The sequence below is a fragment of the Silanimonas sp. genome (assembly GCF_027531545.1).
Lineage (GTDB): Bacteria > Pseudomonadota > Gammaproteobacteria > Xanthomonadales > Xanthomonadaceae > Silanimonas.
On sequence record NZ_JAPZSC010000001.1, the window covers coordinates 70,909 to 96,877 of the forward strand.

The following is a 25,969-nucleotide window of genomic DNA, read 5'->3' on the forward strand; positions in this document are numbered from 1 at the left end:
GTTGAGCGCGACGCCTAGTCCTGCGCCCGAAGCCACGCCGCGCGGACCCGCGGGCCCTGCACGGTGGGTTCGGTCCACGCGACCATCGCGACGTCGCCGCCGGTGGCCGCGAGGCGCGGATGCCCGAGCTGGCGGCCCGGCGGCAGCCGCACCACGTCGATGCGCTCGCCAACGCGGCCGTGCGCATCGACTTCGGCCACGCGCAGCACCGCGCTGCCCGCATCGCTGCCGACCCAGCTGACGAGGAAGCCGCCGTCGCGCCACGGCGCCACATCGACGCGCCCCAGCACCGACTCGCCGGCTTCGAGCACCGCGGGCTCCGCGAACGCCGCGCCTGCGCGCGGGCTGATCGCCAGCTTCACTTCGAGCGGCCCCGCGGCCATCGTCGGCCAGGCGACGGCGAGCGCGTCGCCGTTCACCGCGGCGGCCGGGCCGTTCACCGGGCAGCCCGGCATGCGCCACTGGTCGTCGTGCACGGACTGCGCGGCCTGCCAGCGCCCCGCGCTCGAGCGCCGCACCAGCGCGATATCGCGGATGCCTTCGGCGTGGTCGCGGTACACCGCGATGGCCTCGCCACCGCGACGCACGAGATCGGTCTGGCAACAGGAGCAGGTGTCGGCATCGAGCTTCGCGCCCTCGCGCGCCACGCCGTCGCGGCCGAGCACCGCGCTGCGCAGGCTCATCGGGCCCTCGTCGTGGCCGTGTTCGTGGCCGTTCGACGCGCCGTGGCCGGCATGCGCTGCGTCCTGGCGGCCATCCAGCCACACCATCAGCACGCGGTCGCCACCATCGGGCAGCAGCGAGACGAAACCGTGCTGCACGGATTGGCCGTCGTCGTTGACCTTCACCGGCGGCTGCCACGTGGCGCCGCCGTCGAGGCTTCGCTGCAGGTGGATGTCGTAGGCGTAGGTCGAGCCCGCCGACTTGCGCAGGGTGAACGTCACCCAGTCGCCGTTGTCGAGGACGGCGAGCGAGGGGAAATCCGCCCAGTTCACGAACCAGTCGTCGCCGCGGGCGACGGCGGCCTGCGCCGAGGGGATGGACGAAGCCTCGGACGGATTCGCGCCTACGCGACGCGGCGCATCGAAGCGCGCGACCTGCAGATCGGCATCCGTGCCGCGCTTCTGCTGCCAGGTGAGCGCGAAGCTGCCTTCGCGCGTCGCCGTGAGGCTCGGCTGCGCGCTGTTCGGCCCCGGCGTCCACGCCAGCGGCTCGACCTGCACGGCCAGCGCCGGCAGTGCGGCGACGGCCAAGCCGAAGCCCAGCACGATGACGCGCCGGTTCATGCGTCCCAACCGGCCAGCACGGCCGGCACCGCGCCGGCATTCGGCACGCTGGCGAAGCGCGGATGCGCCGGGTCGATCTCGGCGCGGTCCAAGGCCCACACCAGCGGGTACGGCACGTGGATGCCCCAGCCGCCCAGCGCCAGCACCGGCGCGATATCGGACTTCTGCGAGTTGCCGACCATCGCGAACTCCGCAGGCGACACGTCGAACTCCTTGAACAGCCGCGTGTAGCTCTTCTCGTCCTTCTCACTGACGATCTCGATGCGCTGGAACAGGTCGGCGAGTCCCGACGCAGCGACCTTCCGCTCCTGGTGGAAGAGGTCGCCCTTGGTGATCAGCACCACGCGATGCGTCGCGGCCACGGCCTCGACGGCGGACCGCACGCCGGGCAGCAGCTCGACGGGATGCTGCAGGATCGATTTGCCGAGGCCCACGATGCGGTGCAGGTCGGCCGCGCTGATGCGCTCGCCGCTCAGGGCGATGGCGGTCTCGATCATCGAGAGCGTCATGCCCTTGGCGCCGTAGCCGAACAGCTTGATGTTCTCGCGCTCGGTCGCGAGCAGGCGCTCGTGCACGCCGGCGTCGGCCAGATCCACGTAGCCACCGACGATGCGCTCGAACTCCGCGTGCGCCTCGTGGAAATACGTTTCGCTGTGCCAGAGGGTGTCGTCGGCATCGAAGCCGACCAGGGTGATGCTACGGGCCACGGCCTCAGCCCTGCCCCATGCCGACCGGTCCGAGGTAATCGGCCTTGCCCAGCGGAACGCCGGCGTGGCGAAGCAGGGCGTAGGTGGTCGTCACGTGGAAGTGCACGTTCGGCAGGATGAAGGCGAACAGGTAGTCGAGGCCCTTGAAGTGCAGGTCGCCGCGGGCGCGGGTGGGCACGGTGATGTCGCGCGTCTCCGCCCCTTCGAAGGCCGCGGCCGGCACCGAACCGATGTAGGCGATGGTGCGCTCGACGCGATCGACCAGCTGCTCGAAGCTCGTCTCGGTGTCGTCGAACTTCGGCGCCTCGCCACCCGTCATGCGGCCGACGCTGTTCTTGGCGATGTCGGTCGCGATCTGCACCTGCCGCGTCAGCGGGAACATGTCCGGGGCGAGGCGCATGCCGAGCAGCACCGCCGGGTCCCAGCCCTGCGCGCGGGCGTGGGCCTCGCCTTTGGCGAGGATGTGCTTCAGCTGCGTCAGGGTGCGGACAAGGGCAGGAACGGTCAGGGCGTGCATGGGCGTCACTGGAGATGGACAGGCACGCAGTGTAAATCGTCACCATGGACCTGCTGACTCCGCCCACCACCGTCACGCCGAGCGGCCTGCGCGAAGCCGTCATCGCGCCCCTGCTCCGCGCTGTGCTGCGCCTCGCCGTGAAGCCGCGCTTCTCGCCTCGGGTCCCGATCGCCGCGCAGCGCGCACGCCTGCAGCGCTTCATTCCCTTGAACCGGCTGCCGAAAGGCACCCGTTTCGAAGCCGCGATGCAAGGCGGCGTGCCGGGCGAATGGCTGCACCCGCCGCACGCACCGGTGAAGGCCGGTCGCGTGCTCTACCTGCATGGCGGCGCGTTCTGCGTCGGCTCGCCGGCCACGCATCGCGCACTGACCGCGAAGCTCGCCCGCGACCTCGGCCTGCCGGTGTTCTCGGCCGACTACCGGCTGGCGCCGGAACACCCCTACCCCGCCGCACTCGACGACGCGCTGGCGGCGTATCGCGCGCTGGCCGCCGAGGGGCCGGTGATCGTCGCGGGCGATTCCGCCGGCGGCACGCTGGTGCTGCTGCTCGCGCAGGCCCTGCGCGATCGCGGCGAAGCCCCGCCGGCCTGCCTGCTGCTGCTCTCGCCACTGGCCGACCTCACGCTGTCGGGCCTACCCGACACCATCCCCGGCGAAGCGCTCCTGTCCAAGCCCTGGGTGTCGGCCTGCATCGATCATTTCCGCGCCGCGCTCCCGGCCGATGATCCGCGCGTTTCACCGTGGCATGGGCGGCTCGACGGCCTGCCGCCCACCTTCGTGCAATGGGGCAGCGACGAGATCTTCGCCCCCGGCTGCACGCGCCTCGTCGCTGCCTTGCACGGCGCCGGCGTCACCGCGACGGCCGACGTCGTGGCGAACCGCTGGCATGTGTTCGCGCTTCATGCGGGCACGCTGCCGAGCGCCGATGCCGCCCTCGGCCGCGCCGCGCGCTTCGCCCTGCCGCACCTCGAAGCCGCCACCCCGCCGCGCACCACGCGACACGACGTGGTCGTGCTCGGCGCCGGCATGTCGGGGCTGTGCATGCTGCGCACGCTGAAGCAGGCCGGGATCCACGACGCGGTCGCGCTGGAGAAGCATCCCGGCCTCGGTGGCACCTGGTGGGACAACCGCTACCCGGGCGCGCAGGTCGACGTGCCCGCGCCGGCCTATGCGTTCTCATTCGCGCCGAACCGCCATTGGCCGCAGCGCTTCGCCGACGCGCCGGACATCCACGCCTACCAGGAGGCGCTCGCGGCGCGCGCAGGGCTGCTGGGCCACCTGCGCCTCGGCACCGCGCTGGTTTCCGCCACCTGGGACGAATCGGCTGCGCTGTGGCGCTTTCGCACCACGAAAGGCGACACGCTGGAGTCGCGCTTCTTCGTCTGCAGCACCGGGCCCTTGAGCCAGCCGCGCTGGCCGGCGATCCCCGGCCTCGACGACTTCGAAGGCCCGAGGCTGCACACCGCGCGCTGGCCCGCCGACGACACAGCCCTCGACGGGAAACGCATCGGCGTGATCGGCACCGGCTCCACCGCCGTGCAACTCATCCCGAAACTCGCGGCTCGCGCGTCGAAACTCGAGGTGTTCCAGCGCACACCGAACTGGGTGCTTCCGCGGCTGGAACGCCGCTATCGCTGGTTCGATCGCTGGCTGATGCGGGTGCCGGGCTACGCGCCGGCCGTGCGGCTGGCGTGGGCGGGCTTCCTCGAATGGACCCGCCGCGGCTTCGACGAGGGCACGTTCGCGCGGCGCTTCATGCTGGGCCTCGCGCGCTGGCATCGCGGCCGGCAACTGCGCGACGCGCCCGATCGCGCCGCCCTCGAGGCCACCCTCGCCCCGCCCTACCCGCTGGGCTGCAAGCGGATCATCTACGCCAGCGACTACTACCCCACGCTCGCGCAGCCGCACGTGGCGCTTGTCACCGAGACCATCGAGCGCGTCACCGCGCACGGCATCGTCACCGCCGACGGCCGCGAGCACCGCGTGGACGCGCTGGTCTGCGCCACCGGTTTCGAGACGGTGAAACTGCTCGAATCGATCACGATCACCGGCTGCGCAGGCCGGACGCTCACCGAGGCCTGGCGCGACGGCCCCGTGGCCCTGCATGGCATCGGCGTCGCCGGGTTCCCGAACCTGTTCCTGATGCTGGGGCCGAACACCGCCACCGGCCACACCAGCACCCTGTTCTATATCGAAGCCGCCGCACGCCACGCCCTCGCGGTGATGCGTCGCGTGCGGGATGGCGGCGGGCGCTGGGCTGCGGTGAAGCCCGAGGCCATGGCCGCGCACGATGCGTCGCTGCAGGCACGCCTGCGCGGCTCGATCTGGACGCAATGCCGCAGCTGGTACCGCATGGAGGACGGCCGCGTGGTCGCGATCTTCCCCGGCTTCACGCCGGAATACGTGCGCAAGGCCGGCACCCTTGAACCCACCGACTATCGCTGGGGCTGAACGGTTCGCCCACAACGCGACTTCCGGCCTATCCCGCCCCCGCCCCGACTGCGCGAGCATGCGTCCGTCCCCCGGAAACCGGATTCCACCCATGGCCATGCGCCTCCGCCCGCTCGCCCTCGCCATCGCGCTGATCGCGTCCCTCGCCGCCAACGCGCAGACCGCGCCTGCGGAATCCGCCCCCGCCTCCGGCACCGAGGCCAGCGCGCCCACCGAGCCCGCGCTCGCCACGATGGAAACGGTGGTCGTCACCGGCATCCAGCCCGGCCCCGGCCTGTGGCAGATCCGCAAGGGCGAGAACACGCTGTGGGTCATGGCCACGTTGAGCCCCTTGCCGAAACGGATGGAGTGGGAGCCGCGCGAACTCGATGCCTTGGTGGCGCGCGCCGACCGTGTCCTCGGTTCGCCCGGCGTCGGCGTCGATGCCGACATCGGCTTCTTCGGCAGCCTGCGACTGCTGCCCACGGCGCTTCGCGCCCGCAATAACCCGGACGACAAAACGCTGGCCGAGGTGCTGCCGCCCGAGCTTTATGCACGCTGGCAGGCCCAGAAGGCGATCTACATGGGCCGCGACCGCGGCGTCGAGAACCGCCGGCCAGTGTTCGCTGCCTACGAGCTGATGGACGAAGCCCTCGGCGACCTCGACCTCAAGCGCGAGAACATCGTGTGGAACCGCGTGGAACGCATCGCCAAGCGCAACGATCGCCCGATCGTGGGCGTCAGCGTCCGCATCAAGGTCGAAGACCCGCGCGATGCGCTGAAGGAATTCGAGCGCTCGGCCGTCGACGATGTCGGCTGCATGGAGTCGACACTCGCACGCCTAGAGACCGACACCGCCAACATGGTCGAGCGCGCGAACGCCTGGGCCGTGGGCGACCTGCAAACGCTCGAGGAACTCGAATTCGACAGCGAGATCCGCGCCTGCGCGCTGGCACTGCTCGGCACCGATGCGTTGAAGAACCGTGGGTTCGACGATCTGCCGAAGCGCGTGGTCGACGAGTGGGTGCGCGTGGCCGAGGAAAGCCTCGCCGGGCATGCGACGACGGTGGCCGTGGCCGACTACCAGGTGCTCACCGCCGACGATGGGCTGCTGGCCGCCATGCGCGCCAAGGGCTACACGATCATCGCGCCGGGCGAGGAGCCGCCGGCCGATGCGGTCACCGAAGGCGAGCCCGCCGGGGCCAGCGCTCCCGTCGAGGCTACCGAACCCGCATCGAACTGAGCGGCCTCAACCCTCAGCCAACACCACCCGGTCACGGCCTGAGCGTTTGGCCTCGTAGGCCGCCGCATCCGCGCGGGCGAGCAGGTCGGTGCCACCGTCGCCGGGACGGAATGCCGCGACGCCGATCGACACGGTCACCGCCACACGCGGCACATCGACCAGCGGGGCTTCAGCCACGATCGCGCGCAGTCGCTCGGCAATCTCGTGCGCGTTCGACAGGGGCGCGCCGGGCAGCAGCACGATGAATTCCTCCCCGCCCACGCGTGCGAGATGGTCGCTCTGCCGCAACGGGCCGCGGATGCGCCGTGCGAAGGCGCGCAGCGCTTCGTCGCCCACCGCGTGCCCGTGCGTGTCGTTGACCGCCTTGAAGTGATCGAGGTCCAGCGCCAGCACCGAAACCATGCCGCCCTGCGCCTCGCAGCGGTCGGTCTCGCGCGCCAGCAGGCGGTCGAGAGCGCGACGGTTCAGCACGCCGGTGAGGGGGTCGGTGGCGGCTTCCTCTTCGACGGTCTGAAGGTGCAGGCGCAGCTGCTCCGCCAGTTGCGCGTTGGCCTGTTGCAGGCGGATGCCGTCGACGACGCGCAGGGAGATGCCGGGAAGCAGGACGAGGGTCAGCAAATGCATCACGGCAAGGCCGAAGAGGATGGCGCCATCGGGACCACCGCCCAGCAGCACCGACACCGCGAGCCCGAGCCAGGTCCCACCGATCTGCAGGCGCATGGCTGGCAGCGACGTGATGTAGACGCCCACGGTCACGGCCACCACCCCGCACAGCACGGCGGCCAGGCGGGCGTCCAGCGTGGCATCGAGGCCCATCAGGAAGACCGGCAGCAATCCCCAGCCGACGCCGTCGATGAATGCCGATGATCAAAGCGCGCCCCGATGCGCGGCAAGGTCGAAGCCGGAACGTCGGGCCCGCAGGCACAACACCGCGCTCGTGAGCCAGCAGGCGAGTGCACCAGCGAACCAAGCCCACAGCGATCCCTCCGGGGCGTAATCCCAGGACATCGCGACGACGAACAGCCAGCCAGCCGGCCGGCGTCATCAGCAACGCCCGTCCGAAGTTCCGCGCGAACTGCTCGAAGGCGATCTGGCGAGTGGCAGCGTCGAGGGTGTCGGTCACGGCGGCAGTATGCCGCCAGAGGCGGGCGCCGGAATCGCGCCCGAGTACCGATCAGTCCATCGCCACGGGCAGGAGGACGCGATCAGGACGCGCCCGGAACTGCCATACGGCCAAGGCGCTGGAGGCGACGACAAGCGCATAGGGCCACCAGATGCCGCCGTGTCCTTCGCGCAAACCGCCCAGGAGGCCGACAAGACCGAGCATCACGAACGTCGCCTGCATCCAGGATCGCCACGCGCCATCCGCAAGCCTGGCGACGCGAGTGCCGCAATGCGGGCAGGTCGCCTCGCCGAGGGGGTAGGCCGCGGTCGCCCGCAACGTGTGCTCAGGGACGGCGCCCCCGCAACGGCCGCAGCGGAAGGTGTCGAGAGTCATTGGCTTCAGCCGACGATCAATGTCCACCACGCGCTGCCGACGACCTTGCCCCCGGCGTACAGGCAAAGCGCAATGATCGCCAAGCCTTCGATGCCCTTGCCCTCCAGCGGCCGGGCACCGCGCAGGCCGAGGGCGCCATAGGCCGCCACCAGTGATCCGCCGAGCGCCTTGCCGGCAGCTTCCACCATCGCGGCGGTTGCCGCTTCGCCAGCCGCAAGGCTCAGCAGGCCGTCGAGGGCCATCACGACCCCGAGGAAGGCGAACGTCGCCAGCCAGCCACGGGAAGGCAGAGCCGAGGCCGGATCATTTGTCAGGGTATTGGTCATGCGCGGGGGGCTGTGGAAGAACGGACGGCCTCAGCCGCACTTCGAATAACCGCAGTTCAAGCAGGTCTGGCAGCCGTCCATCAGCACGAGGGCCTTGGTGTTGCACTTGCTGCACATCGTCGCCGACGGCGGGAAGCTGGTGCCGTCGCCGGTGATCGCGATGTCACCGCCCACCGCCGGGGCGGCGCTCACGTCAGGGTTTTTTTTTGAGCGGTTCTCGTAGGCGGCGCGCTTCTCGGCGATCAGGGCGCGCTGCGCGTCGCTGATCTCCGGGTCGATGATCATGCCGATCGACTTCAGGTGCTCTTCGATGACGCCGCCGATCTCGGCGATGATCGAAGGCATGTAGACGCCGCCGGCCTTGAAGTAGCCGCCGCGCGGGTCGAACACCGCCTTCATCTCCTCGGCGAGGAAGGTCACGTCGCCGCCCTTGCGGAACACCGCCGAGACGATGCGCGTGATGGCGACGATCCACTGGAAGTGCTCCATGTTCTTCGAGTTGATGAACAGCTCGAAGGGACGGCGGAGTTCGTGCTCGGTGCCGGGGTTCAGCACGATGTCGTTGATCGTCACGTACAGCGCGTGCTCGAACAGCGGCGACTTGATCTTGTAGGTCGCGCCGACGAGCGTCTCCGGGCGCTCGACGCGCTCGTGCATCTGGATGATCTCGGCCGTCGGCAGCGGCGCAGGCGCGGCGGCGACGGGAGCGGGTGCCGGCGTGGCGGCCTTGTCGTCCTGCGTGGCAACGCTGTACGACTTGATTTTCTTGCTGATCTTGATGGCCATGCCGGCGCTCCTGCGGGTGGTGCGTGTTGCGTTGTCTGGTGCGGATTCAGGGGTGACGCTTCCGGCCCCGCTCAGGGAGCGGGGTTTCCGGGCCGAGCGCCGCGATCAGCGGCGCGCGGTCTTCTTGGCGGCCTTCTTCGGGGCCGCCTTCTTCACCGCTTTCTTCGGCGCCGCCTTCTTGGCGGGTGCCTTCTTGGCCGCGGCCTTCTTCACCGGCGCCTTCTTGGCCGCCTTCTTCGCCGCGGGCTTGGCGGCCTTCTTGGCCGGTGCCGCCTTCTTCGCGGCCGGCTTGCCGCCGAGCTTGGCCTTCGCCGACTTCACTGCCGCGTCGACCGACTTCTTCGCCGCCGCGACCTTCTTCTTCGCGTTGCCGACGGCCTTCTTGACGGCCTGGCCGGCGGGCGATTTCTCGGCCTGCTTCATCTTCGCCTTGGCGGCCTTCTCGACCTTCGCGACCTCGGCCTTGGCCTTCTTCACCATCGGCGCCGCCTTGGCTTTCGCCTGCTCGACGACCTCGTTGGCCTTGCCGCTCACCGCTTCGACCGCCTGGGCGATCGTCGTGGTCACACCGTTGCCATTGCTCATGGGAACACTCCAGTGGGGTGCTGCATCCGCGTGCCTTGGGGGCCGGTGCACGCTTTCCGGTTCGGGCCCACCTCGCCGGGGCGGGTCGGGTGGGCCTCGATTCGGAAGCCGCGAGCGCTCTGCCCGCGGCCTTCCGTCAGAACTTACCGCGAAGCCTCAGAACTTGCCGTAGTAGCCTTCCTTCAGCGCATCGAACAGGTTCGCGGCGGTGTGCATCTCGCCGTCGTACTCGATCTGCTCGTTGCCCTTCACCTCGACCACGCTGCCGTCCTCGAGTTCGAAGCGGTAGGTCGTGTTCTCGAGGTCCTTCTCCTTCACCAGCACGCCCTGGAAGGCGGCGGGGTTGAAACGGAAGGTGGTGCAGCCCTTCAGGCCCTTCTCGTGGGCGTAGCGGTAGATGTCCTTGAAATCTTCGTACGGGAAGTCCGTCGGGACGTTCGCCGTCTTGGAGATCGAGGAGTCGATCCAGATCTGCGAGGCGGCCTGGATGTCGACGTGTTCCTTCGGCGAGATGTCGTCCGCGGCGATGAAGTAGTCCGGCAGCTTGGCTTCCGGGTCATCGCTGTAGGGCATCGCCTTGGGGTTCACCAGCTCGCGGTAGGCCAGCAGCTCGAAGCTGTAGACGTCCACCTTCTCCTTCGACTTCTTGCCTTCGCGGATCACGTTGCGCGAGTAGTGGTGCGCGAACGAGGGCTCGATGCCGTTGGAGGCGTTGTTGGCGAGCGAAAGCGAGATCGTGCCGGTCGGCGCGATCGAGCTGTGGTGGGTGAAGCGGGCGCCGGTGTCGGCGAGCTTCTGCACCAGCTCCGGCGCCACGCCGGCGACGCGCTGCATGTAGCGGCTGTACTTGGCGTGCAGCAGGCGGCCCTTGATGGCATCGCCCACCTTGAAGCCGTCCTTCGCCATCTCCGGACGCTTGCGCAGCATCTCGGCGGTGACGGTGAAGTCCTCGTCCATGATCGGGGCCGGGCCCTTCTCCTCGGCGAGCGCCAGCGCCACTTCCCAGCCGGCGACGGCCATTTCGCGCGACACGGCTTCGGTGAACTCGCAGCTCTCCGGCGAGCCGTACTTCATGCGCAGCATGGTCATCGTCGAGCCGAGGCCGAGGAAGCCCATGCCGTGGCGGCGCTTGCGCATGATCTCGATGCGCTGCTGCTCGAGCGGCAGGCCGTTCACTTCGACGACGTTGTCGAGCATGCGGGTGAACACGCGCACGACTTCCTTGTATTCCTCCCAGTCGAAGCGCGCCTTGTCGGTGAACGGGTCGCGCACGAACTTGGTCAGGTTGACCGAGCCCAGCAGGCAAGCGCCGTAGGGCGGCAGCGGCTGCTCGCCGCAGGGGTTGGTCGCGCGGATCGCCTCGCAGAACCAGTTGTTGTTCATCTCATTGACGCGGTCGATGAGGATGAAGCCCGGCTCGGCGAAGTCGTAGGTGGACGTCATGATCATGTCCCACAGGCCGCGCGCCCGGGCGCGGCTGTAGACCCGGCACGCCACCATGCCGTCGTCGCGGCTCACGTAGCCCTTGCTGGTCGGCCAATCGCGCCAGATGACCTGGTTCGCGTCGGCGAGATCGATGTCGCCGACCTCCTTGTCGCTGATCGGGAACACCAGCGGCCACTCGGCGTCGCGGGCCACGGCGTCCATGAACTCGTCGGTGATCAGCAGCGAAAGGTTGAACTGGCGCAGGCGCCCGTCCTCGCGCTTGGCCTTGATGAATTCCTTGACGTCCGGATGGCTGATCTCGAACGTGCCCATCTGCGCACCGCGGCGGCCGCCGGCCGACGAGACGGTGAAGCACATCTTGTCGTAGATATCCATGAAGCTCAGCGGGCCCGAGGTGTAGGCGCCGGCGCCGGCCACGAAGGCGCCACGCGGGCGCAGCGTCGAGAACTCGTAGCCGATGCCGCAGCCGGCCTTCAGCGTCAGGCCGGCTTCGTGGACCTTCTCGAGGATGCCGTCCATCGAATCGGGGATCGTGCCCGACACGGTGCAGTTGATCGTCGAGGTGGCGGGCTTGTGCTCCAGCGCACCGGCGTTGGACGTGATGCGGCCGGCGGGGATCACGCCGCGGCGCAGCGCCCACAGGAAGCGCTCGTACCAGTACTTCTGCTTCTCGACGTTCGGCTCGGCGTCGGCCAGGGCCTTGGCGACGCGGCGGTAGGTGCCGTCGATATCCGCATCGACCGGCTCGCCCTTCTTGGTCTTCAGGCGGTACTTCTTGTCCCAGATGTCCCAGGACGCCGGCTGCATGGCGATCTCCACCGGGCCTTCCGTCTTGACCGCTTCCAGGCGAACCGTGCTCATTCCTCGTCTCTCCTCCGCCCGGGGGGCGTCGTTATCGACCGGCTCGGCGCCGGGGCCTCGGAGACGGAAAGACGGCCGCCCTCGGCGCGATGCGCCGGCGGAACCCCGTTTTTCAGTCGACCTGCCCCATGACGAACCGTCCGGCCTGCGTCATCAGCTGTGTTCAAGCCCCAAAATCTTGGGGCCCCTCCCCGCCGGGACCCCAACATGTAGGGCCGGCGGAGAACAACGGTACGCCCGCCCCCTACCCCTGTCAACGGATTTGAATGCCGCGCCGCGGCATCGCGATCGGCGGATTTTTCCGCTGCGTTTTCAATCGCTTGCGGGAATTCACGCGATCCATACGGACGGGGCCGAGCCCACCTCCGGCCCTTGCGGAAGACGTCCGGAATCCGCATCTATCGTGCTCATCGAACCCTTCGAGGACCGCCTGCGAATGCGCCCCTTGCCCCTCCTCGCCTGCCTGCTCGCGACCGCCATCGGCGGCGGCCTGATCGCCCGCGGCCTCGCCCCGGCCCCGGTGCCCGCCGCCATCGCGAGCCCGGCCGCCCCGCCACTTGCGACGGCGGCCGCCCCCCCCGTCACCGCCGATACGCCGCGGAGCGTCGCCGCCCTGCCGGCCCTGCCCTCGCTGGCGCCGATGCTGGAAGGCGTCACCCCGGCGGTCGTGAACATCTACACGCGGCAGGTCGTCGAGGTGCAGAGCCCGCTGGCCGCCGACCCGTTCTTCCGCCGCTTCTTCGGCATGCCGGAAGGCCCGCAGCAGCGCGAGTCGCAGTCGCTGGGCTCCGGCGTGATCGTCGATGCGCAGCGCGGCTACGTGCTCACCAACCACCACGTCGTCGACAACGCCACCGAAGTGAGCGTGCAGCTGCACGACGGCCGCACCGTGGAAGCCGAGTTCATCGGCAGCGATCCGGGCACCGACGTCGCGCTGATCCGCATCCCGGCCGAGAACCTGCGCGCCCTGCCGCTGGCGAACTCGCAGAGCCTGCGCGTGGGCGATTTCGTCGTGGCCGTGGGCAATCCCTTCGGCCTCGGCCAGACCGTAACGTCGGGCATCGTCTCCGCCGTCGGCCGCAGCGGCCTCACCGGCCTCGGCTTCCAGGATTTCATCCAGACGGATGCCTCGATCAACCCGGGCAACTCCGGCGGCGCGCTGGTCAACCTGCGCGGCGAACTGGTGGGCATCAACACCGCCAGCTTCAACCCGCGCGGCAGCGCGGCCGGCAACATCGGCCTCGGTTTCGCCATCCCCGCCAACCTCGCGCACGAGGTCATGCGCCAGCTGCTCGTCTACGGCGAAGTGAAGCGCGGCTCGCTCGGCATCGAGCTGGTCGATCTCACGCCGCGCTTCGCACAGGAGCTGGGCCTCGACGCGGCCGTGCGTGGCGCCATCGTCACCCGCGTGTACCGCAACGCCCCGGGCGAGGCCGCGGGCCTGCGGCCCGGCGACGTGGTCACCGCCATCAACGGCCAGCGCGTGGAGAGCGCGCAGGCGCTGCGCAATGCCGAAGGCCTGCTGCCGGTGAACGAAGCGGCGGCACTCGACGTGCGCCGCGGCGCGCAAGCGCTGAAGCTTTCGGCCACCTTGCGCGAACAGCCCAAGCAGCTGCCGGGCGCCGACATCGACGCGCGTCTGGGCGGTGCCACGCTGGGCGAGCTGGCCGAAAAGTTCCGCCGCGGCGGCCTTGCCGGTGTCGCGGTGGTGAACGTGGCGCCGGACTCCCGCGCCGGCCAGAACGGCCTGATGCCGGGCGACCGCATCTACGGCGTCAACGGCCGCCGGGTCGACGATCTGCCCGCGTTGCGCAGCGCCCTCGCACAGCCGCCGACGCGGCTGATCCTGCGCGTGCAGCGCGGCGCGCAGCAGGGCGACCTCGAACTGCGCTGAGCCGGCGGCCAAGGCGGGCCTCGCCGAACCGCGAGGCCCGGCTTCACGCCTTCTGGAGGACAATGCGCGGATGACGACCATCCGCGCCATCAGCTTCGACCTCGACGACACCCTGTGGCCGATCTGGCCGGTGATCGAGCGCGCCGAAGCCGCCCTGCACGCCTACCTCGACGCCCACTGCCCGCGCACCGCCGCGGCCTATCCGCTGCCGCGCATGCGCGCGCTGCGCGAGCAGGTGGCGCACGAGCACCCGCACCTCGCCCACGACTTCACCGCGCAGCGCCTGATCTGCCTCGAGCGCGCCCTGACGGAGGGCGGCGAAGACCTCGCCCACGCCCGCCCGGCCTTCGAGGCGCTGTACCTCGAGCGCAACCACGTGACGTTCTACGACGACGCGCTCCCGGCGCTCGACGCCCTCGGCGCGCGCTTCGTCCTCGCCTCGCTGACGAACGGCAACGCCGACCTGCACCGCATCGGCATCGCCGATCGCTTCGCGGTGCGCGTCGCGGCCCGCGAGATGGGCATGGCCAAGCCCGAGCGCGGCATCTTCGAACACACGGTGCGCGCGCTCGACGTGGCCCACGCCGAAGTGCTGCACGTCGGCGACGACCCCTGGCTGGATGTGGACGGCGCCGCGCGCGCCGGGCTGCGCACCTGCTGGGTGAACCGGCACGGCGCCGCGTGGCCGGCCGAACTGCCACCGCCGGATCTCGAGGTGGCCACGCTGGACGCGCTGTTGGCGGCCCTCGAGCCTGATGGCCGCCTTGCGGCAGCGCGGCAAGCCACACCCGGCGAACCCGTTAAGCTCGGCTGATCCCCGCTCCACGTCGCGTCGATTCCGCCACCCATGTCGCTTCCCACCTGCTTCGTCCCGGCCGATGCCCCGGCCCTGCCGCTCCACCTCGTCGACGCCGCGCGCTTCCCGGCTTGGAAGGCGGCCCAGCCCTCTGCCGCGCAGGCCTGGATCGACGCCCACGGCTTCAAGGGCGATGCGCTCACCCAGCTGGTGATCCCCGGCGCCAATGGCGCGCCAGCGGCCGCCGTCGCCGGGATTGGTGACCCGCAGGACCCGGCCAGCCTCGGCCACCTGCCCTCGATGCTGCCGCCGATCGCCTTCCGCATCGCCGACGACAGCCCGGTGGCCGTTTCGTCGGATCGCGCCCTGCTCGGCTGGGGCCTCGGCGCCTACAAGTTCGCCCGCTACCTGAAGTCGGTGAAGCCGACCGCGAAGCTCGCCATCGACGCGGGCTCGCAGGCAGAGACGCTGGCCCTGCTGGCCGCGTCGATCCTGACGCGCGACCTCGTCAACACGCCGACCGAGCACATGGGGCCGGACGAGCTCGAGGCCACGGTGAACGCCCTCGCGTCGTCGCATGGCGCGGGCTTCCGAAGCGTGCGCGGGCCCGAACTGCTGGCCCAGAACTTCCCCGCCATCCATGCCGTGGGCCGCGCCAGCCATCGCGCGCCGCGACTGATCGAGCTCACGCACGGCGACGCGTCGCTGCCGCACCTCGTGATCGTCGGCAAGGGCGTGTGCTTCGACACCGGCGGCCTCGACGTGAAGCCGCCGGACGGCATGCGCAACATGAAGAAGGACATGGGCGGCGCCGCGCATGCGATCGCGCTGGCGCGCCTCGTGCTCGAGCGCGCACTGCCCGTGCGCCTCACCCTGCTGGTGCCAGCCGTGGAGAACGCGCTGGGCCCGGACGCCTACCGCCCCGGCGAAGTGATCGCCACGCGCGCCGGCCTGAGCGTCGAGATCGACAACACCGATGCCGAAGGCCGCGTCATCCTCTGCGATGCGCTCACCTACGCCGCCGAGCAGTCGCCGGCGCTGGTGATGGACTTCGCCACGCTCACCGGCGCGGCGCGCATCGCGCTGGGCCCCGACCTGCCCGCGCTGTTCTGCAACCGCGACGACCTCGCCGCGACCTACCTCGACGCGGGCGCCGAGCAGCGCGACCCGCTGTGGCGGATGCCGCTGTGGCGGCCGTACCACAGCTACCTGAAGTCGGGCATCGCCGACATGGCCAACTCGGGCGCTTCGCGGATGGCGGGATGTGTGACGGCCGCCCTCTATCTCGAGCGGTTCATCCCCGATGCTCAGCCGTGGACGCACGTCGACGTGTATTCCTGGAACGACGCCGACCGCCCGGGCAAGCCCGCCGGCGGCGAGGCCCAGGGCCTGCGCGCCGCGTGGTGCTTCCTGAAACGCCGGTTCGCCCCCTAAGCTGCACCCACCACGCCAGGACGGAGCCCGCCATGCACGTGCAGAAGATGCTCGAACAGGCCCACCAGCTGCCGTCGATCCCCAAGGTCGTGCAGGAGCTGCTGCGCGACTTCGACGACCCGAACGTCGACGCCGGCAAAATCGCCGCCAAGCTGCAGCTCGACCAGGCACTCACCGCGAAGGTGCTTCGCCTGGCGAACTCCTCCTTCTACGGCGGCACGCGCAAGGTCAGCTCGGTCAACGATGCGGTGGTGCTGCTCGGCGTCGATTCGCTGCGGACGATGGTGGCCGCGGGCGGCGTGGTGGCGGCCTTCAAGGCCCCCGAGGGCTTCGACCTGCGCGCGTTCTGGCGCAAGAGCTTCATGGTGGCGGGCCTGTGCCGCTGGCTGGTAAAGCGCGGCAAGCTGCGCAACCTCAACGCCGAAACCGCCTTCACCGCCGGCCTGCTGCATGACGTGGGCAACCTGCTGATGCACGCCCTCGACGGCGAGCGCATGCGCGAAGTCGATGCCGCGGTCGCCGCCGGCGCGCCGCGCGGCGACACCGAACAGATGATCCTCGGCTACACCTCGGTGGAAATCGGCGGTGCGCTCGCCAGCCATTGGCATTTCCCCGACGCGCTGTGCGAGGCGGTGGTGAACCAGGCGGCACCGATGGCCGCGAGGGTGCCCAGCGAGTACGCCGGCCTCGTGCATGTCGCCCGGGCCTGCCACCTGCTCGTCATCGGCAAGCAGCCGCTCGATCGCCTCTTTTCCAGCGCAGCGGCGCCGGTCGCCTCGTGGCTGGAGCTGGAGCAGGAAACGCTCGAGGAGCACTGGGACGAGGTCGCGGCCCTCGGCAACGACATGGACGCCCTGCTCGACTGATAGCCGGGCGTCACCCCGACAGGGCGCCGCTCACGCGGGATGGCGCCCCAGCGTGATCCGGTCGCGACCTTCGAGGTCGCGTTCCGTCCCGATCTCGATGAAGCCTCCCGCGTCGAAGAGCGCGCGCACTGCCGCGCCCTGCTGCCAACCGTGCTCGACCAACAGCCATCCGCCCGGCCGAAGGTGTGCCGGGGCATCGCGCACGATGAGTCGCAGGTCGTCGAGGCCGTCGGCACCCGAGGCCAGTGCACTGCGCGGCTCGAAGCGCAGGTCGCCTTCGGCGAGATGCGGATCGTCGGCCTCGATGTAGGGCGGGTTGCTGGCGATCAGGTCGAAGCGCTCGCCGGCGACTGGCGCGAACCACGCGCCTTCGCGCACCTCGACGCGTGCCGCGAGGCCGAGACGATCGGCATTGCGCCGGGCCACCGTGGCGGCACCCGGGCTGAGGTCTACCGCCACAACGTTCGCCCGCGGCCGCTCGGTCGCCAGCGCCAGTGCGATCGCGCCGGTGCCGGTGCCAAGGTCGAGCAGACGCAGCGGCCGATCGTTCGGCAGCCGCGCCAGCGCCTGCTCCACCAGGCACTCGGTGTCGGCGCGCGGGATCAGCGTGTCGGGCGTGACCTCGAGGTCGAAGCGCCAGAAGCCCCGCTGGCCGACGAGGTAGGCCACGGGCTCGCCGGCCCGGCGCCGGGCAACCAGTGCGTCGAAACACGCGGCAGCGGCCGCGTCGAGCGGATCACCGGCATGGGTGAACAGCCACGTGCGGTCCTTGCCCAGCACGTGGGCGAGGAGGATCTCGGCGTCGGCGCGAGCCTCGGCGGCGTCGTTGGGCGCCGCGGACACCAGCGTCGCCGCCGCCTCGCGGACCGCCACCCCGACGCTCAGGACCATCCGCCCAACGCGCGCACGAGCTGCACGCCGCAGGCACCGACGAAGCCGCACAGGGAGCTCAGGTAGGCCCCGCGCAGGTAGCGGTACTTGTGGTGCGAGAGGTACCAGCCCAGCGAATAGACGTCCTTCGCCATCGTCGCGTAGACGCTGCCGTCGGGCTTGAGCGAGCGCTCGATCTCATCGAGGAAGCGATCCTTCGTCAGTTCCGCGAAGTGGCCGAAGAACAGCAGGTTGAACTGCGGCGGGAGCGGTGCATCGGGGCTGGGCAAGCGGAGCGGGCGGTACTTCGGCAGCACGGCCAGCACGGCGAGGAACAGCGCCAGCAGGGTGAACACCGCCAGCACCATCATCGCGTGGCGCAGCTCGGGGTCGTTGAGGCGCGCGAGGCTGAGCGTCAGCACCACGGAGGACACCGTGATCACGATGTTGGCCTTGGTGTCGGCCATCGCCGACAGGTGCACGTGGTGCTGCTGCGTGGTGCGCAGCAGGTTGTCGCTGGTGTTGCGTTCCGGAATGCCCTCGAATCGGGCCCGGTCTTCCCCTGGCGTCGCCATCGTCCCCTCCCCCGGTCGGACGAAGGGGATGATAGCGGGCGGCCCGCCCCGCCCGCGCTCAGGCCGTCTCGGGCGCGCCCACCGGCGCGGCGGCGGCCGGCGCGCTGTGGCGGATCAGGTGGTCGAAGGCCGACAGCGCGGCCGTCGAACCGCCGCCCATCGCCACGACGATCTGCTTGTAAGGCTCGGTGGTCGCGTCGCCGGCGGCGAACACGCCCGGCAGCGAGGTGTGGCCCTTGTCGTCGGTGACGATCTCGCCGCGCGGCGTCAGTTCGATCGTGCCCTTCAGCCACTCGGTGTTCGGCAGCAGGCCGATCTGCACGAACACGCCTTCGAGATCGATGCGCTTCGATTCACCCGTGCCGCGGTCGCTGTAGACGAGGCCGTCGACGCGCTGGCCGTCGCCGGTGACCTCGGTGGTCTGCGCGTTGGTGATCACCGCGACGTTCGGCAGCGAGCGCAGCTTGCGCTGCAGCACTTCGTCGGCGCGCAGCTTGCTGTCGAACTCCAGCAGCGTGACGTGCGCCACGAGGCCGGCGAGGTCGATGGCCGCCTCGACGCCGGAGTTGCCGCCGCCAATCACCGCCACGCGCTTGCCCTTGAACAGCGGGCCATCGCAGTGCGGGCAGAAGGCCACGCCCTTGTTGCGGTACTGGTCCTCCCCCGGCACGTTCATCGTGCGCCAGCGCGCGCCGGTGGCGAGGATCACGGTCTTCGACTTCAGCGAGGCGCCGCTGGCGAGCTTGACCTCGACGAGGCCGTCGGCGCCGGCCGGCACCAGTGCCTCGGCGCGCTGCAGGTTCATCAGGTCGACGCCGTTGGCGCGCACGTTGCGCTCCAGCTCGGCGGCAAGCTTCGGGCCTTCCGTCTCCATCACGGCGACGAGGTTCTCGATGCCCATCGTATCCATCACCTGCCCGCCGAAACGCTCGGCGGCGATGCCGGTGCGGATGCCCTTGCGCGCCGCGTAGATGGCGGCCGCCGCACCCGCCGGGCCGCCGCCGACGATCAGCACGTCGAAGGGCGCTTTCGCCTTGATGGCTTCGGCGGCGCGCGCCTCGGCGCCGGTGTCGAGCTTGGCGACGATCTGCGCCAGCTCCATGCGGCCCGAACCGAAGGGCTGGCCGTTGAGGAACACCGCCGGCACGGCCATCACCTCGCGCGCCTCGACTTCCGCCTGGAACAGCGCGCCGTCGATGGCGGTGTGGGTGATGCGCGGGTTCAGCACCGCCATCAGGTTCAGGGCCTGCACCACGTCCGGGCAGTTGCCGCAGGACAGCGAGAAGTAGCTTTCGAAGTGGAATTCGCCGTCGAGGCCAATCACCGCGTCGATCAGGGCCTGCTCGACCTTCGGCGGGTAGCCGCTGACCTGCAGCAGGGCGAGCACCAGCGAGGTGAACTCGTGGCCGAGCGGGATACCGGCGAAGCGCACCGCCACCGACGCGTCGTCGGCACGTTGGATCGCGAACGACGGCGTGCGGGCATCGGCTGCCTCGCGCAGCGAGATCTTCGGCGAAAGCCCGGCAACAGTCTCGAGCAGCGCGCGCAGTTCGGCGGAAGACTCGCTTCCGTCGAGCGAGGCGACCAGTTCGATCGGGGCGACCAGGCGCTCGAGATAGGCAGCGAGCTGGGTCTTCAGGGCGTCATCCAACATGGTGGACTCCAGATTTCAGGTGCTTGCCAAAACCGCGCGGCGCGGCTTGGGCAAGCACCCGGGCCGCCGCGAGGACGCGGCGACCGGGTGGCAATGCGGCTTAGATCTTGCCGACGAGGTCCAGCGAGGGAGCGATCGTCTTGGCGCCCTCGTTCCACCTGGCCGGGCAGACCTGGCCCGGGTTCTTGGCGACGAACTGCGCGGCCTTCAGCTTGCGCAGGGTCTCCTTCATGTCACGCGCGATGGCGTTGTCGTGGATCTCGGCGGTCTTGATGACGCCTTCCGGGTTGATGACGAAGGTGCCGCGCAGGGCCAGGCCTTCCTCTTCGATGTGCACGCCGAAGGCGCGGGTCAGCGTGTGGGTCGGGTCGCCGACCAGCGGGAACTTGGCCTTGCCGACGGCCGGCGAGGTTTCGTGCCACACCTTGTGCGAGAAGTGGGTATCGGTCGTGATGATGTAGACCTCGGCGCCCAGCTTCTGGAACTCGGCGTAGTTCTCGGCCGCGTCCTCGACTTCGGTCGGGCAGTTGAAGGTGAAGGCGGCCGGCATGAACACCAGCACCGACCACTCGCCCTTGAAGCTCTCTTCCGTCACCGGCACGAACTTGCCGTTGTGGAAGGCGGTGGTCTTGAACGTCGGGACGTGCGTGTTGATCAGGGACATCGTTGCAACTCCTGGTGGGGAAGGTCGGGTGGACAAGGGAAGTCAGCGAAGGGGAGCCCGCGCGTCGCCGGGGGAAGTGGGGGCGGGGGCAACGGAGCGCAATGTAGCCGCACCGCACAAAAAGATGAAATGAATTGAACGCATGGCTTTGATAGCTGTAGACTATCAATATGAATCTCCGCGACCTCCGCTACCTGCTCGCCCTCGCCGACCACCGGCACTTCGGCCGCGCGGCCGAGGCCAGCCACGTCAGCCAGCCCACCCTCTCGACGCAGATCCGCAAGCTCGAGGAGGAACTCGGCGTCGCGCTCGTCGAGCGCGCGCCGCGCAAGGTGATGCTCACCGAGGCCGGCACCGAGATCGCCCAGCGCGCCCGGAACGTCATCGCCGAGGTGGAACAGATGCGCGAGATCGCCCGCCGCGCCCACGACCCGGAATCCGGCACCCTGCGGCTCGGCCTGTTCCCCACGCTCGGGCCCTACCTTCTGCCGCACGTCGTCGGCCCGCTGCGCGCACGCTATCCCAAGCTCGAACTCCTGCTGGTCGAGGAGAAGACCGAAGCCCTGATCGCCCGGCTGCGCGAAGGGCGCATCGACGCCGCGGTGCTGGCCCTGCCCGTCGACGACGAGGGCCTCGAGCACGCGGTGCTGTTCGACGAGCCCTTCGTGCTGGCCGTGCCCGAAAAGCACCCGCTGGCCACGCCGCGCGGCCGCAAGCGCGCGGCGCTCAGCCTCGACACGCTGCAGCACGAGCACCTGCTACTGCTCGAGGACGGCCACTGCCTGCGCGAGCAGGCGCTGGATGTCTGCCATCTCGCCGGCGCCAGCGAGAAGGACGGCTTCCGCGCCACCTCGCTGGAAACGCTGCGGCAGATGGTGGCCGCAGGCGTGGGCATGACCCTGCTGCCGGTGCTGGCGGTGAAACCCCCGGTGCCACCGCAGCCCAACCTGCGCCTGCTGCCCTTCGCGGCCCCGGCGCCGAAGCGCCGCATCGCCCTGTTCTGGCGCAAGAGTTCCGCCCGAGCCACCTTCCTGCGCGGCTTCGCCGACGTGCTGGCGCGCCTCCCTGCCGAGCTCCTGCGCCTGGAGGCGCGCGAATGAGCGGGCTGTTCCCTGGCGGGCTGGGGCCCGTGCCGCGCACCCTGCTCCTGGTGATCGCGGGGTGCCTGGCGTTCGGCTGGTGGCAATCGCGGGCGCCCTCGGTCGTGCCCGCTCGCGACCCGAGCGGCGCGCCAGCCGCCTGCGTGATGCCGCGCATCGGCGCCGCACCCTCACCGGTGCAGCTGGCCACGCCGCCGGCCATGCCGCCCTTCCAACTCGATGAGCATCGGGCGACACCGCGCGCGGGTTTCGCCGTCGAAGCGACCGTGCTCGGCATCGAGCGCTACCGCGTGGGCCGCGAGGCCGCGGTCTCACCGCTCGACCTCGCACTGGGCTGGGGCCCGATGTCCGATCCCGCCGCCTACGAGGCCCTCGACATTTCGCAGTCGGGCCGCTGGTACCACTACCGCTGGGGCCCGGACGGCCCGCCGCTGCCGCTGGAGACCATCATCACCAGCAGCAGCAACATGCACATGATCCCGGCCACGCCGGCCGTCGCGGAGCGCTTGGCCGACCTCGAGACCGGCCGCCGCATCCGCCTCACCGGCTGGCTGGTCGACATCGAAACGGCCGAGGGCTATCGCTGGTCGACCTCGCTGCGTCGTGACGACAGCGGCGACGGCGCCTGCGAGATCGTCTACGTCTGCGAGGTCGCCGCGTTGCCCTGAGGTGCCGCAGGCTTCAGGCCGGCGACGAAGATGCCGGCGAGCGACATGGCCACGCCGATCCACTCGTGCGTCGCCGTCGGGCGCGAGAACAGCAGCACGTCGAACACGAAGGCCAGCAGCGGCTGCAGCAGCAGGAGCAGGCCGACGCTGGCCACGCTGATGCGCGGCAGGGCGCGGCCGATCAGCACCCAGCCGAGGCACTGGCCGATCAGCCCGAGCGCGAGCAGCGCGACGAGGCTGCGGGTGTCGGGGATGGCGAAGGACACCCCTTCGACCCACGCGGCAAGGCCGAGGATCACCGCGCACTGCAGCGTCGACACCACGAGGATCGGCTCGGCGGCCATCGGCGCCTCGCGCTGGCTGCGCTTCAAGCCCAGATTGTAGGCGGCGTAGGCGATGCCGGTGGCGAAGCCGAGCCAGACGCCGGCCTTCGACTCGGCGGCCAAGGCCGACCAACCATCGCCGAGGATCAGTGCGAGCCCGCCGAAGGCCAGCGCGACGCCGAGCGCGAAGCGCGCATGCAGGCGCTCGCCGAAGAACAGCACGCTGGCGGCCACCATGAAGAACACCTGCGTGTTCGCCAGCAGCGTCGCCAGCCCCGGACCGATGGCATGGATGCTGCGATGCCAGAGCCAGAGGTCGGCGGCGAAGGCGAAGGCCGGCCACAGGCAGAACGCCCACGCGCGCGCAGGCACGTGGCGCCAGCGCCTCAACGCGAACAACACGAGCGCCAGCATCGAACCGCCGAAGGCCATGCGCCAGAAGCCCGCGACGGTCGGCGGCACGTCGGCGAAGCGCACCAGCACGCCGGTCAGGCTGATCAGGCTCGCACCGCCGGCCATCGCCAGCAGCGCACCCCGGTCAGAGCGCATCGTGGCCCAGTCGCTCGGTCTCGGCTTCGGCCGCGGCCTGCCATTCGCGCATCGCCGGCAGCGCGAACAGCGCCTCGCTGTAGCGCCCCGCGTTGTCGTCGAGCACGACGCCATAGCCGCGGAAACGGATGGCGACCGGTGCGAACATCGCATCGACGATGCCGAAATCGCCGAGCAGGAACGGCCCGCCGGCACGACGACGCAACTCGCGCCAGAGCGTGAGCACGCGGCGGATGTCGGCCTCGGCATCGGCCTTCCAGCGATAGGCGTTCGGCGTGCGCCGGCAGTTCATCGGCAACTGCGCACGCAGCGGCCCGAAGCCGGAGTGCATCTCTGCGGCGGCGCAACGGGCGAGGTATCGCAGCGAGGGATCCGACGGCCAGCCACGGCCTTCGAGGAAGGTCTCGTTGACGTACTCGCAGATCGCCAGCGAATCCCAGACCACGCGAGTGCCGTCGTGCAGCACCGGGACGCGGCCCGTGGGCGAATAATCGGGGATGCGCTGCTGGAACTCGGGGGTGTCGAGCGGCAGGCGGACCTCGTCGAAGGGCACTTCGAAATGGCGCAGCAGCAGCCAGGGCCGCAGCGACCACGAGGAGTAGTTCTTGTTGCCGATGACGAGCCGGAGCATGCCTCAGTGTAGCGCCGTCACGACGGCCTGGACGGCCTGCGCGCCGGGCACGCGGGCCCGTTCGAGCGCTTCGCCCGCACGTTCGATCATCGGGCGCGGCACGAGCTCGCCGACCACCATCGCGCCGATGCCGATCACCCACTCGGCCACCATGGGGCGTCTGCCCGCGGGCGCGAGCCCCGACACCGGCGCGGCGACCGGGGACAGTCGCTGGTGCAGGGCTTCGGCGAAGGCCCTCGCGGCGGGCACGTCGAGGCCTGGGAGCACCATCCACAGTTCGTCGGGGCCCGGACGGCCCAACAGGTGGGACGGCAAGGCATCGAGGACTTCGAGTGCTCCGATCAGCGCTTTGGCGCGCCCTTCGAACCCGCCCTCGCCCGCCAGCGGCACACGCAGGAGGGCGATCGGCTCGTTGTTGTCGCGGCAGCGCTCGAAGGCCGTGCGCAAATCCCGCTGCAATGCCTCGGCGTTCAGCACGTCAAGCACCGGATCGAGATCGGCGCGGATCGTCGCCTCGCGCTCATCGAGCGCACTGGCCGCGACCCGACGCGCCGAGGCGACCATCATCTCGATGCGGGCGAGTTCGTCCGGCTCGAAGCCACGACGGCGACGCTCGGCGAACAGGGCGGTCCAACCGCGTTCGGTGACGAGATACGGCACCATCGCCACCTGGCTCGGGCCATCGATGCCCATCGGCAGGACGAGCTGCTGCGGGGTGCCGAGGCGGAGCAGCGAGCGCAGCACGCGGGCCCGATCGCGCAGCAGGATCGCGTAGACCGATTCGGTGTCCCCCGGCTCGGCGATGATCGTGTCCTCGCCGTGCAGGGAGGAGCGCGCCACGGCGACGGAGCGCGCCTCCAGCAGCGGCTTCAGCGTCTCGATGAGCCGGCGTGCCACCACCCAGTCGGCCTCCGCACCGCCGCCGTAGCGCAGCGCCGCGTCGATGGCCGCGACCATCTTCGCTTCGGCGCGCGCCCAGCGATCCTCGACGGGAATCTCCGGTTCCGGCGCGGTGGCCTTCGGTGCCTCCACCGGCAGGCCGCGCATCCACGGCAGCAGGACCAGCGCTAACATCAGGGTGGCGATGAGCAACTGGTAGCCGTAGAGCGCGAGCGCGGACGCCGGCACGGCGCCACCGGCGGCCAGCGCGCGCACCACCAGCGCCGCGATCAGCAGCGCCATCAGGGCGATCGGCACCGAGCGGAGGCGGCGACGGTCCAGCGCGAAGGCCACCAGCACGAGCAGCCACGCCTGCGACCAGACGAGTTCCGCCACCTGCCTCAGCAGGTCGGCGTACTCGGGCGGAACGCGGGTGCCGGCGAAGGCCAGCAGGATCAGCACGAGCCCGAAGCGGTGGTACCAGTGCGCCAGCGTCGCCGAGTTCGCCTTCAGCCCGGACTGGCGGCGCGCGACGATCAGCAGGGCCCCCGCGAGCAGGATGGTGACCGCGTAGACGAGCCCACCGGCCAACCAGGGATCGAGTACGGCACGCAGCGGCAGCGGCAGGTGGTCGTTGATCAGGGCAATGGCCAGCGCGGAGACGGCGGTCAGCGCGGCCATGCTCCAACCGCCGGCACCCGAACGCCGCACCGCCGGGACCACGCACAGTGCCAGCGACACCAGCAGCACGCCGTAGACGAGCGCGAACAGGCGCAGCGCGGCCGCCTCGCGCTCGGCGAGCACGCGGCCGTCGATCAACTGCGGCCGCAGGTCGGCATCGACATTCCCTTCCACGCGCACGTAGAGCGCCACGTCGCCCACGACCGCCGCGGGCAAGGGCAACACGAAGCCGTCGGGCCAACGCGCATCCCAGCTGCCGAGGCGGAAATAGCGGGCCTCCGCCACCTCGCGGTCCGGCGCGCCGGGCAGCAGGACGGCCACGCGATCCACCGGCGCGCGTTCGAGCCGGACGTACCAGCGCTCGCCGACCTCCCGCGGCGGCACGTTGGCCTGAAGGCGCAACCACACGATGCGGTCCGCGCGCGGCGCGGCCCGCACCGATCCGTCCAGCGCCGGGAAGAACCCGGGCTGATAGCGCCCGCTGAGGATGTCGGCCAGGGGCACGTCGTTGGGCGCCGCTGTCGACGCGACCTTCAGCGGCACGCCGCTGCGCGCGAGATCCATGCGCATGGCCGGCGCCACCGCCACCGCCGCGAGCAGCAGCAGGGCGATGGCGGCCAAGGCCAGGGTGGTCAGGCGCACATGCATGCGGGGCGGGAGCAGGCGGGAGAGAAACCCCACTCTAGCGGAAGGGCTGCGAC

At 70.4% G+C, this 25,969-nt stretch carries 24 protein-coding genes; 8 read left to right on the plus strand and 16 right to left on the minus strand.

Going from position 1 to position 25,969, the window contains the following annotated elements:
- Positions 1-14: 14 nt before the first annotated feature.
- The 3 genes from O9280_RS00350 to O9280_RS00360 are packed head-to-tail and all read right to left on the minus strand — an operon-like array spanning position 15 to position 2,510.
- Entirely contained in the window at positions 15-1,286 is a 1,272-nt protein-coding gene (locus O9280_RS00350; protein ID WP_298337355.1) for a sialidase family protein, read from the minus strand.
- On the minus strand, positions 1,283-1,993 hold the full coding sequence (locus tag O9280_RS00355; protein ID WP_298337358.1) for an HAD family hydrolase: 711 nt from the start codon (positions 1,991-1,993) through the stop codon (positions 1,283-1,285). Before O9280_RS00355 ends, O9280_RS00350 begins: the two co-directional genes overlap by 4 nt.
- Positions 1,994-1,997: 4 nt before the next feature.
- Entirely contained in the window at positions 1,998-2,510 is a 513-nt protein-coding gene (locus O9280_RS00360; protein ID WP_298337361.1) for a DUF1993 domain-containing protein, read from the minus strand.
- 44 nt (positions 2,511-2,554) lie between these two features.
- Between O9280_RS00360 and O9280_RS00365 the strand changes: the two genes are divergently transcribed.
- Both O9280_RS00365 and O9280_RS00370 read left to right on the plus strand, forming a co-directional pair.
- Positions 2,555-4,960: an alpha/beta hydrolase fold domain-containing protein gene (locus O9280_RS00365; RefSeq protein ID WP_298337364.1), complete on the plus strand. Its 2,406-nt coding sequence runs from the start codon at positions 2,555-2,557 to the stop codon at positions 4,958-4,960.
- A 91-nt stretch (positions 4,961-5,051) separates the two neighbouring features.
- The gene (locus O9280_RS00370; RefSeq protein WP_298337367.1) at positions 5,052-6,182 is read left to right on the plus strand and encodes a TraB/GumN family protein; all 1,131 of its coding nucleotides are present in this window, start codon (positions 5,052-5,054) and stop codon (positions 6,180-6,182) included.
- A gap of 6 nt (positions 6,183-6,188) precedes the next feature.
- Here O9280_RS00370 and O9280_RS00375 read toward each other — a convergent pair whose 3' ends face one another.
- From O9280_RS00375 to O9280_RS00400, 6 genes are all read right to left on the minus strand, one after another.
- On the minus strand, positions 6,189-7,016 hold the full coding sequence (locus O9280_RS00375; RefSeq protein WP_298337373.1) for a GGDEF domain-containing protein: 828 nt from the start codon (positions 7,014-7,016) through the stop codon (positions 6,189-6,191).
- A gap of 340 nt (positions 7,017-7,356) precedes the next feature.
- Positions 7,357-7,680, minus strand: a complete 324-nt coding sequence (locus O9280_RS00380) for a hypothetical protein (protein ID WP_298337376.1) — start codon at positions 7,678-7,680, stop codon at positions 7,357-7,359.
- A gap of 5 nt (positions 7,681-7,685) precedes the next feature.
- On the minus strand, positions 7,686-8,006 hold the full coding sequence (locus O9280_RS00385) for a hypothetical protein (RefSeq protein ID WP_298337379.1): 321 nt from the start codon (positions 8,004-8,006) through the stop codon (positions 7,686-7,688).
- Positions 8,007-8,036: 30 nt separating this feature from the next.
- The gene (locus O9280_RS00390) at positions 8,037-8,792 is read right to left on the minus strand and encodes an NrdJb (protein ID WP_298337382.1); all 756 of its coding nucleotides are present in this window, start codon (positions 8,790-8,792) and stop codon (positions 8,037-8,039) included.
- A 105-nt stretch (positions 8,793-8,897) separates the two neighbouring features.
- Positions 8,898-9,377, minus strand: a complete 480-nt coding sequence (locus O9280_RS00395; RefSeq protein WP_298337385.1) for a hypothetical protein — start codon at positions 9,375-9,377, stop codon at positions 8,898-8,900.
- Positions 9,378-9,533: 156 nt separating this feature from the next.
- Positions 9,534-11,684: an adenosylcobalamin-dependent ribonucleoside-diphosphate reductase gene (locus O9280_RS00400; RefSeq protein ID WP_298337387.1), complete on the minus strand. Its 2,151-nt coding sequence runs from the start codon at positions 11,682-11,684 to the stop codon at positions 9,534-9,536.
- A gap of 436 nt (positions 11,685-12,120) precedes the next feature.
- On the opposite strand from O9280_RS00400, the gene O9280_RS00405 reads away from it, so the two are divergent.
- From O9280_RS00405 to O9280_RS00420, 4 genes are all read left to right on the plus strand, one after another.
- Positions 12,121-13,578: a Do family serine endopeptidase gene (locus tag O9280_RS00405; protein WP_298337390.1), complete on the plus strand. Its 1,458-nt coding sequence runs from the start codon at positions 12,121-12,123 to the stop codon at positions 13,576-13,578.
- A 70-nt stretch (positions 13,579-13,648) separates the two neighbouring features.
- On the plus strand, positions 13,649-14,392 hold the full coding sequence (locus tag O9280_RS00410) for an HAD family hydrolase (protein ID WP_298337393.1): 744 nt from the start codon (positions 13,649-13,651) through the stop codon (positions 14,390-14,392).
- A gap of 33 nt (positions 14,393-14,425) precedes the next feature.
- Positions 14,426-15,808 carry a leucyl aminopeptidase family protein gene (locus O9280_RS00415; protein WP_298337397.1) on the plus strand — a complete coding sequence of 461 codons (1,383 nt, stop codon included), beginning with the start codon at positions 14,426-14,428 and terminating at the stop codon, positions 15,806-15,808.
- Between the two features lie 32 nt (positions 15,809-15,840).
- Positions 15,841-16,674, plus strand: a complete 834-nt coding sequence (locus tag O9280_RS00420; RefSeq protein ID WP_297865860.1) for an HDOD domain-containing protein — start codon at positions 15,841-15,843, stop codon at positions 16,672-16,674.
- 30 nt (positions 16,675-16,704) lie between these two features.
- Here O9280_RS00420 and prmC read toward each other — a convergent pair whose 3' ends face one another.
- The 4 genes from prmC to ahpC all read right to left on the minus strand — a co-directional run bounded on the left by prmC (position 16,705) and on the right by ahpC (position 20,437).
- On the minus strand, positions 16,705-17,565 hold the full coding sequence (gene prmC, locus O9280_RS00425) for a peptide chain release factor N(5)-glutamine methyltransferase (protein ID WP_298337400.1): 861 nt from the start codon (positions 17,563-17,565) through the stop codon (positions 16,705-16,707).
- Positions 17,556-18,119: a Pycsar system effector family protein gene (locus O9280_RS00430; RefSeq protein ID WP_298337403.1), complete on the minus strand. Its 564-nt coding sequence runs from the start codon at positions 18,117-18,119 to the stop codon at positions 17,556-17,558. Before O9280_RS00430 ends, prmC begins: the two co-directional genes overlap by 10 nt.
- 58 nt (positions 18,120-18,177) lie before the next feature.
- The gene (ahpF, locus tag O9280_RS00435; RefSeq protein WP_298337406.1) at positions 18,178-19,773 is read right to left on the minus strand and encodes an alkyl hydroperoxide reductase subunit F; all 1,596 of its coding nucleotides are present in this window, start codon (positions 19,771-19,773) and stop codon (positions 18,178-18,180) included.
- A 100-nt stretch (positions 19,774-19,873) separates the two neighbouring features.
- Positions 19,874-20,437: an alkyl hydroperoxide reductase subunit C gene (gene ahpC, locus O9280_RS00440; protein WP_298337410.1), complete on the minus strand. Its 564-nt coding sequence runs from the start codon at positions 20,435-20,437 to the stop codon at positions 19,874-19,876.
- A gap of 170 nt (positions 20,438-20,607) precedes the next feature.
- On the opposite strand from ahpC, the gene O9280_RS00445 reads away from it, so the two are divergent.
- Together O9280_RS00445 and O9280_RS00450 are read left to right on the plus strand one after the other, a co-directional pair.
- A complete protein-coding gene (locus O9280_RS00445; protein WP_298337413.1) occupies positions 20,608-21,537 on the plus strand; it encodes a LysR substrate-binding domain-containing protein in 930 nt (309 codons plus the stop codon).
- A complete protein-coding gene (locus O9280_RS00450) occupies positions 21,534-22,205 on the plus strand; it encodes a hypothetical protein (RefSeq protein ID WP_298337416.1) in 672 nt (223 codons plus the stop codon). Before O9280_RS00445 ends, O9280_RS00450 begins: the two co-directional genes overlap by 4 nt.
- Here the strand turns inward: O9280_RS00450 and O9280_RS00455 are convergent.
- Genes O9280_RS00455 through O9280_RS00465 form a run of 3 tightly spaced genes read right to left on the minus strand, consistent with a single transcriptional unit; the run spans position 22,175 to position 25,910 of the window.
- Entirely contained in the window at positions 22,175-23,077 is a 903-nt protein-coding gene (locus tag O9280_RS00455) for a DMT family transporter (RefSeq protein WP_298337417.1), read from the minus strand. The genes O9280_RS00450 and O9280_RS00455 overlap by 31 nt on opposite strands.
- A complete protein-coding gene (locus O9280_RS00460) occupies positions 23,067-23,708 on the minus strand; it encodes a glutathione S-transferase family protein (protein ID WP_298337421.1) in 642 nt (213 codons plus the stop codon). The genes O9280_RS00455 and O9280_RS00460 overlap by 11 nt, the downstream gene beginning before the upstream one ends.
- A gap of 3 nt (positions 23,709-23,711) precedes the next feature.
- A complete protein-coding gene (locus O9280_RS00465) occupies positions 23,712-25,910 on the minus strand; it encodes a hypothetical protein (protein WP_298337424.1) in 2,199 nt (732 codons plus the stop codon).
- Positions 25,911-25,969: the final 59 nt, after the last annotated feature.

Excerpts from the sequence above, each read along its gene's own strand:
- O9280_RS00410 (WP_298337393.1), top strand. The coding sequence starts at position 13,649 with ATGACGACCATCCGCGCCATCAGCTTCGACCTCGACGACACCCTGTGG.
- O9280_RS00460 (WP_298337421.1), bottom strand. The coding sequence starts at position 23,708 with ATGCTCCGGCTCGTCATCGGCAACAAGAACTACTCCTCGTGGTCGCTG.
- O9280_RS00380 (WP_298337376.1), bottom strand. The coding sequence starts at position 7,680 with ATGACTCTCGACACCTTCCGCTGCGGCCGTTGCGGGGGCGCCGTCCCT.
- O9280_RS00445 (WP_298337413.1), top strand. The coding sequence starts at position 20,608 with ATGAATCTCCGCGACCTCCGCTACCTGCTCGCCCTCGCCGACCACCGG.
- O9280_RS00455 (WP_298337417.1), bottom strand. The coding sequence starts at position 23,077 with ATGCGCTCTGACCGGGGTGCGCTGCTGGCGATGGCCGGCGGTGCGAGC.
- O9280_RS00360 (WP_298337361.1), bottom strand. The coding sequence starts at position 2,510 with ATGCACGCCCTGACCGTTCCTGCCCTTGTCCGCACCCTGACGCAGCTG.
- O9280_RS00450 (WP_298337416.1), top strand. The coding sequence starts at position 21,534 with ATGAGCGGGCTGTTCCCTGGCGGGCTGGGGCCCGTGCCGCGCACCCTG.
- O9280_RS00385 (WP_298337379.1), bottom strand. The coding sequence starts at position 8,006 with ATGACCAATACCCTGACAAATGATCCGGCCTCGGCTCTGCCTTCCCGT.
- O9280_RS00390 (WP_298337382.1), bottom strand. The coding sequence starts at position 8,792 with ATGGCCATCAAGATCAGCAAGAAAATCAAGTCGTACAGCGTTGCCACG.
- O9280_RS00420 (WP_297865860.1), top strand. The coding sequence starts at position 15,841 with ATGCACGTGCAGAAGATGCTCGAACAGGCCCACCAGCTGCCGTCGATC.
- ahpC (WP_298337410.1), bottom strand. The coding sequence starts at position 20,437 with ATGTCCCTGATCAACACGCACGTCCCGACGTTCAAGACCACCGCCTTC.
- O9280_RS00405 (WP_298337390.1), top strand. The coding sequence starts at position 12,121 with ATGCGCCCCTTGCCCCTCCTCGCCTGCCTGCTCGCGACCGCCATCGGC.
- ahpF (WP_298337406.1), bottom strand. The coding sequence starts at position 19,773 with ATGTTGGATGACGCCCTGAAGACCCAGCTCGCTGCCTATCTCGAGCGC.
- O9280_RS00365 (WP_298337364.1), top strand. The coding sequence starts at position 2,555 with ATGGACCTGCTGACTCCGCCCACCACCGTCACGCCGAGCGGCCTGCGC.
- O9280_RS00400 (WP_298337387.1), bottom strand. The coding sequence starts at position 11,684 with ATGAGCACGGTTCGCCTGGAAGCGGTCAAGACGGAAGGCCCGGTGGAG.
- O9280_RS00395 (WP_298337385.1), bottom strand. The coding sequence starts at position 9,377 with ATGAGCAATGGCAACGGTGTGACCACGACGATCGCCCAGGCGGTCGAA.
- prmC (WP_298337400.1), bottom strand. The coding sequence starts at position 17,565 with ATGGTCCTGAGCGTCGGGGTGGCGGTCCGCGAGGCGGCGGCGACGCTG.
- O9280_RS00415 (WP_298337397.1), top strand. The coding sequence starts at position 14,426 with ATGTCGCTTCCCACCTGCTTCGTCCCGGCCGATGCCCCGGCCCTGCCG.
- O9280_RS00370 (WP_298337367.1), top strand. The coding sequence starts at position 5,052 with ATGGCCATGCGCCTCCGCCCGCTCGCCCTCGCCATCGCGCTGATCGCG.
- O9280_RS00350 (WP_298337355.1), bottom strand. The coding sequence starts at position 1,286 with ATGAACCGGCGCGTCATCGTGCTGGGCTTCGGCTTGGCCGTCGCCGCA.
- O9280_RS00430 (WP_298337403.1), bottom strand. The coding sequence starts at position 18,119 with ATGGCGACGCCAGGGGAAGACCGGGCCCGATTCGAGGGCATTCCGGAA.